Source organism: Rhodospirillaceae bacterium, assembly GCA_018660465.1.
Lineage (GTDB): Bacteria > Pseudomonadota > Alphaproteobacteria > Rhodospirillales > JABJKH01 > JABJKH01.
Genome location: JABJKH010000052.1, coordinates 22,470 through 29,439 on the forward strand (window position 1 = coordinate 22,470; position 6,970 = coordinate 29,439).

The window sequence follows — 6,970 nt, forward strand, 5'->3', positions numbered from 1 at the left end:
TAACACAGCGTGTATTTATCAGTTTTTCTTTCATACTATACGGGTCTTCGATACTATCCGTAGAGAATGCTAGCCAAACCTATAAAATGGAAATTTGAACAAATCTGCAAGTGCTGCTCTGGAGTTGCAAACCTTTATGGTGTTGTTGACTTTTCAAAGAATAGCAGCGAACCGCAAGGTGTCTTCCTGCCTCTTTCGGGAATTCCTGTTTACTATTACAAATGCGTTGAATGCGGCTTTATCTTCACCACCGATTTCGATGACTTCAGTGACGATGAATTCAAGGAGTGGATTTATAATGAAGATTACACAATTGTTGATCCTGGTTGGGAACAAGGTAGGCCAAGATCTACCGCTGAAACAGTCATACAAAAATTTAAGCAATTTCGCGAGACACTGTCGATTCTTGATTATGGCTGCGGCAATGGGAATGTCGCGAAAATTCTTCGTGAATATGGTTTTAAAAATGTCACTAATTTCGATCCGATGGTCGATGAATTTTCGTCGGTGCCGACAGGAAAATTTGATCTGATATTGTGCATTGAGGTATTTGAACACCTTGTAAATCCCAAAAGTGCATTTCATGAAATTGCCGGTTTTCGGTCAGATGATGGAATCGTGTTCCACTCGACGTTGTTACAACCCAAAGAGATCGAAACGGTCAAATTGGACTGGTGGTATATTGGTCCGCGAAACGGGCATATCTCTATATTCAATACTAAAAGTCTATTTCTATCCTGGTTAGAAGTTGGATTGAATGTTGTTTCTGCCAATCAGGATATTCATATTGCCTTTAAAACTATTCCAGATTTTGCTGCCGACCTCTTAAAGCAATCAATTCCCCCTCCCAGAGAGGATATCGGTAATAAGTAATCATCAACATAACTAATCCCATTCCCACTAATTTTGGGCTAAGCTCGTTGGACTAGTTAATTTTGAGAAGCGAAAATCAACTGAAAACCAGCCTGTTAAGGGTACGATACTTAATTTCAACGAATAAGGTGTTTATAAAAGTACCTGCGCGGGTTGGAATGCATTTATTCTGCCCATTGGATTCTGTGTTCACAAAGCCACTCTACTGAGACGGTGCGCAGAGCACCGTTCAAGTTGAAATTTTGATTGGAGGAAGTCCGGGTATGAGCGTACCGGAGATATACAAACAAGTAGATGCCAAGTATGGGCGCATGCTGTACAACCCTAACGATAAGTATATAGGGCGCTCTCTGAATCTCTATGGTGAATTTTCGGAAGGAGAAATAGCTCTATTCCGACAACTTATAAAGCCTGGCTTCGTCGTACTCGATATTGGTGCGAATATTGGCTGTCATACTGTCTTCATGGCCCAAGCCATGGAAAACTCAGGGCGGGTCATTGCCATAGAACCCCAGCGCCTAACACATCAACTTCTCTGCGCCAATGTGGCCCTTAATAGCCTTTTTAATGTTCAATGCTTTAACAACGCCGTTGGTGATAGTGAGGGGAGCATTACTGTTCCCGTTTTGAATCCCAGATCTGAACTTAATTTTGGCGGATTAGATTTAAGGCAACATAAAGAAGGAGAAACAATTAAACAAATTACCATTGATAGCCTAAATCTTCTCTCGTGTGAGTTTATCAAACTTGATATAGAAGGCATGGAATTAATGGCTCTTATGGGTGCCCGAGAGACTATCTCTAAATATATGCCCCCCATTTATCTAGAAAATGATCGAAAAGAGAACTCTGACGATATCATCCGTTTCCTAACATCGATGGGGTACCGAATGTATTGGCACCTGCCACCGTTATTTAATCCTAACAATCATAGAAAAAATCCAAACAACATATTTGGAGATATAGTTTCCCGAAACATGTTTTGCATTCCCACTAACATTGAAGTCAATGTAACAAACATGCAGGAAGTTAAAGTTCCGGCGGAACCTTAACGGGCGGAACCGATTAACTGGGTAGATTAAAAATGCGTGACCCCTCAAATACTCTTGTAAATATTGGCCTCAAATTACAACAGGATGGGAAAATTTCGAGCGCCGCGGAAAAGTATACTGAGGCACTGCAACTCGACCCCAACAATATTGATGCCCTAAATCTCCTCGGTATTTTACGAGGGGGACAAAATGATTACGCGGAAGCAGAACGTCTCCTAGCTCAGGCGATAACATTAAATCCAGAATTGGCGGAACTACATAATAATCATGGGTTTGCGCTTAAACAATTGGCGCAATATGAAGAAGCAATCGCGAGTTATAGAACAGCCATTGAACTCGATCCGGGCCATAAAGAAGCACACAATAATCTGAGCCATGCTCTCCTCACGATTGGAAATTTTAAAGAAGGCTGGGAATATTATGATTGGCGCTGGCAAAGCAGATTGGCAACCTCCAAAAAACCTACCTTTTCTCAACCTACATGGCGTGGCGAAGAAAATCTCCAAGGCAAAACTATTTTCCTATACGCCGAACAGGGTTATGGAGACACACTACAGTTTTTGAGATTTGTGCCGCTTGTCGTTCAGAAAGGTGCCTACGTAATTTTGAGAGTGCCGCCGCCACTTAAAAGTCTGTTGTATAATTCAAAGAACATTCAAATCATCGATAGCGAACCAAATTCTAACTTTGATTTTCACAGTCCACTAATGAGTCTGCCACGAGCGCTCGGAACCCAAATTAAGACTATTCCTGCACCATTTCATTCACTGTCGATATCGAAACATTTCGTGAATAAGTGGCAACCGATTTTCCGTGACGTCACCGGGATAAAAGTTGGACTGGCATGGTCTGGCCGTCGCACACATGGCAACGATCAATACCGCTCGATCTCTCTAGAAACTTTACTTCCATTGTTTGAGATTGAGGGTATCCATTACGTAAGCCTTCAAAAAGAAGTTAGCGATCATGATGCTCACCTCCTAAAAGAATTGCCTCAAATGGTTCATTTAGGAGAAAAATTGGAAGACTTCTCGGATACGGCTGCGATAATTTCACAACTAGATATTATCATAACCGTGGACACGGCTGTCCTCCATCTTGCCGGTTCATTAGGGAAGCCCGTTTGCGGGCTAATACCCTTCCGACCTGATTGGAGATGGCTCGCAGATAGAACCGACAGCCCATGGTATCCGATGTTGAAACTCTACCGTCAACCACTTCTAAATGAGTGGAGCAATGTTGTTCAGAATGTGTGTGAAGATCTAAGAATTTTGAGCGGTCATAAAAATCAGAAAATTCCTAATTCTCGTATAACGCGTAGCTCGCAAAATAAAAATAGCAGCCCAACGTTTAGCGCCCAACTCTCGCGAACTGAATCTTTAGCCCTAATTCTTCATCGAATTCAAAATAGAAATTTTAAATCAGCAATTCATCTTTGCCAGCAAATGGCTGCCATAGATTTTGAAGATTTCACGTTTGACGCCTTAATAGCCTATATTTATCACGTGACTGGAGCCCAGGAAGATGAGAAGGCCTGTTGGGGAAAGATAGGAACGATTGATAAGGCTGGGCTGGTTCATCTACAAAATAAGCTCATCGAAGACATGCACGAATATACGCGCGACAATCTAATGGTCATAAAAAATTTCTTAAACTCGCTTGCTGCTCAAACGTCTGAACCCGGCCTGCTCCAGCAAAATATCTGGAAAATTGAAAAATTAACTGGCTTGAATAAAGCATATTTTTCGGAAGCAGGACAAGATTTGTTCGTTGATCAAACGCTTCTGAAACAAAAGCCCGATGGGGTCTTCGTCGATATTGGCGCCTTTGACGGCTTCACTGGTAGCAACACTCTATTTTTTGAAAAATTCCGGGGATGGGCGGGTATTTGTATTGAAGCAAGTCCGACGTATTTTCGCCCCTTGGCCAAATTACGGTCGGCTGAATGCATAAATGTTGCAATTTCAAATACTGAAGGGGAGGCCTCTTTCTTTGAGATCACGCGCGGTTTGGAACAAATGAGCTCACTGACCGAAAATTTACCCGACAATATGCAAGAAATTTCAAAAAAGAGAGGAGATTTCGAGGGGAGAGAAATTACCGTTCCCACTGCGACGTTCGGAAAGATCGCAAAAGACCGGTCCTTAAAGTACGTAGATTACTGTTCTATAGATGTGGAAGGTGGTGAGATGAAGGTTTTGGAAGGGATTGATTTTGATTACACGGACATCCACATTTTTTCTGTCGAAAACATCCAATCGCGGTCCAATGATTTCGAACGCATAAGAACATTTTTGCGTGATCGGAATTATACGCTTTTAAAGAAAATTGGCGCAGATGACATGTTCGTAAAGAGTTGATTTTAAACAATAAAAATCACTATCTTAGAAACTCACGATACAGAGAAGTCTGTATCATCAAGGTCTGCAAGTGCGACATTTGTTAATTCAATTTCCATATCGGTCGTCAAATTACCGTCGACATCGATCTCCAATATCTTTGTCGTATCGTTAAATTTCGCTGATGCATTGCCGCCACCGCTAAACGCCGTCGTCTCATCACCAACAAACGAGAAAGCACCACTGACAACCCCTTCCAGAGATATCACATCATGGTCACTGCTGGCCGTGTCCGCGATAAAGTCGGCAATGAGGTCAGAAGCCCCGGTCGCTGACTGGTCTGCAGCCGTGTAGCGGAAGATATCACTACCAAGACCACCGGTTAAGGTGTCACTGCCGATGTCACCGGTTATGTTATCAGCAAATTCCGTACCTGTGACGCTCTCGATATTGGTGAGGCTATCTGTGCTGCCAAAGCCATCCGTCGCCGTGCCCGCACTAAGGTCAACCGTCACACCAACTATTCCACCAAATACTGAATCTTGTGAATAATCGACTTGGTCAATGCCGTCACCGCCATCGATGGTGTCGTTGCCGGCAAGGCCGATAAAGCGGTTGGCATTCGCATCCCCGGTCAAGGTGTCGTCAAAGACACCGGCGCGAATATTTTCGATATTACTCAGCGTATCAACGCCACCAAATCCATCAATTGCTGTTCCGGCGCTGAGGTCAACCGTCACATCCTGCGTACCACCTTTATTAAAGTCTTGAACATAGTCGACTTCGTCACCCGTACCTGCACCACCGTCAATGGTGTCATTACCATCAAGTCCTCTGAAGCGGTTGTTGGATGCATTACCAATCAAGGTGTCATCCTCGCTCGTGCCCCGCGCCCGCTCTATGCCGCTCAAACTATCCGTCGTGCCAAAGCCGTCAATGGCAACGCCGGTTGCCAAGTTAACATTTACTCCCGCAGTGCCACCAAAGGACGCGTCGACGTCATAACGCACCTCATCACTACCGCCTGAACCACCATCAATTGTATCACTACCGCCCAGACCAATGAACTGCTGTCCACCGCCTCCAGCTGTAAAGACATCGTCATGGCTCGTACCACGAACTCGTTCGATATTCGTCAAAGTATCGGTATCACCGAAGCCGTCAATTGCTGTGCCCGCTGCAAGATCTACGGTTACGGCTTGGAACCCGCCAAATTTCTCGTCTTGGGAATAGTCCACAACATTGTTACCAAGTCCGCCGTCGATGGAATCGTTCCCAGCCAAGCCCGCAAACCGTTCAGTATTATTGAAGGCAGATCCATTTACGGTCGTATCGCTGCCGACAATGACGTCATCTTGGATTGTACCAATTACCCGCTCAAGCCCGGACAGAGTATCTGTGTTACCAAATCCATCAATCGCCGTACCTGCGGCTAAGTTGACATTAACACCGGCCGTGCCGCCATCGAGGATATCTTCAGAATAATCTACCGTATCGCGTTGCGCCTTAAACAGGTTGGTAAAGTCACCACCGGTAATGGTGTCATTACCTTCACCACCGCTGAACCGTCCGTTGGTGCCGTCAGTGCCAATAAGAATATCGTCACCGAAATACCCATTGGCGCTTGTGGAAACACCAGCAAGACCAATGGTAATGTTGTCTACCTGGTCTGTGCCGAAGACGGACTCAATATTAATTAGGGTATCGGTGTCACCAAATGTATCAATCGCTGTCCCGGTCGAAAGGTTAACAGTAACACCAACTGTTTCTGGTCCTTCGGAGTATACAGCGCCATCAAAGCCCGCGCCGCCGTCTATTATATCGCTGCCCGCACCACCGAAGATGAAATCATCGCCGCTATTGCCGTTTAAGACGTCATTCCCTGCATTACCATATAAAAGATCATCGCCACTATTACCGGATATCGTCTCACCACCGACATCGTCCGAGCCGACAATAACCGTGTTTTCGCTGGTCGCTGCTGTGAAGGTTGAAGCCACCTGGAAAATATCCAGCTCGCCGTCTTCGTCCAGATCAGCGACCACAGAAGTGAATGGATTGGCCAAATGGTTTTCGATTACGGTTTGCGACAAATCATCATTTCCATCAGCAAGAATGACCGTCAAATCACCCGACGTAGTATCAACAACCGCCGTTTCTATGATTAATCCCAATTCAACCAACAAGGTGTCCGTCCCACCACCACTGGCGACGATGTCGCTTCCCGTTGAAGCAACAAATATTTCATTCCCAGCGGTACCATTTAACGTATCATTTCCAGATGTACCTGTGATAATTGCCGTCCCAGCCAAGAGCCCGGGATTAGCAACCAAGTCGGCAAACTGCAGGAACTCAACATCTTGAAGTTGATCGGTGCCGTCGGTGCCGACATTATCGGTCACCGTCACCGAGCCACCGCCGTTGTCGGTCACCGTGTAGTCCGCAAAGTTGCCCGCAAACACCGCCCTATCGGCGCTGCCCAGCCCACCATCAATCGTGTCATTACCGGCGCCACCGCTCAGGGTGTCATCCCCGTCTTTGCCTTCAAGAACGTTGTTGGCACCATCACCCGTGATCGTGTCACCGAAGTCCGTGCCGCGGACGTTCTCTATATTAGTGAGTGTGTCGGTGGCACCAAACCCGTCAATCGCCGTGCCGGCTGCCAGATCAACCGTGACGCCAGCGAAGCCTTCAAAGTTGTCATCG

4 protein-coding genes are annotated in these 6,970 nt (G+C 45.6%); 3 read left to right on the forward strand and 1 reads right to left on the reverse strand.

Annotated elements, in window-relative coordinates; translation table 11 throughout:
* Positions 1–66 precede the first annotated feature (66 nt).
* The 3 genes from HOM51_08110 (at position 67) to HOM51_08120 (ending at position 4,285) form a co-directional block, all read left to right on the forward strand.
* Entirely contained in the window at positions 67–873 is an 807-nt protein-coding gene (locus HOM51_08110; protein MBT5034470.1) for a class I SAM-dependent methyltransferase, read from the forward strand.
* Between the two features lie 263 nt (positions 874–1,136).
* Entirely contained in the window at positions 1,137–1,925 is a 789-nt protein-coding gene (locus HOM51_08115) for an FkbM family methyltransferase (protein ID MBT5034471.1), read from the forward strand.
* Between the two features lie 32 nt (positions 1,926–1,957).
* Positions 1,958–4,285 (forward strand): FkbM family methyltransferase, encoded by a 2,328-nt coding sequence (locus tag HOM51_08120; protein ID MBT5034472.1) that lies wholly within the window; start codon positions 1,958–1,960, stop codon positions 4,283–4,285.
* A 32-nt stretch (positions 4,286–4,317) separates the two neighbouring features.
* Here the strand turns inward: HOM51_08120 and HOM51_08125 are convergent.
* Positions 4,318–6,970: calcium-binding protein (locus HOM51_08125; GenBank protein ID MBT5034473.1), on the reverse strand; the 2,653-nt coding region annotated here is incomplete at its 5' end.

What these genes read in the sequence shown, in the direction of transcription:
- HOM51_08110 (MBT5034470.1), top strand. Translation starts at nt 67, where the DNA reads ATGCTAGCCAAACCTATAAAATGGAAATTTGAACAAATCTGCAAGTGC.
- HOM51_08115 (MBT5034471.1), top strand. Translation starts at nt 1,137, where the DNA reads ATGAGCGTACCGGAGATATACAAACAAGTAGATGCCAAGTATGGGCGC.
- HOM51_08120 (MBT5034472.1), top strand. Translation starts at nt 1,958, where the DNA reads ATGCGTGACCCCTCAAATACTCTTGTAAATATTGGCCTCAAATTACAA.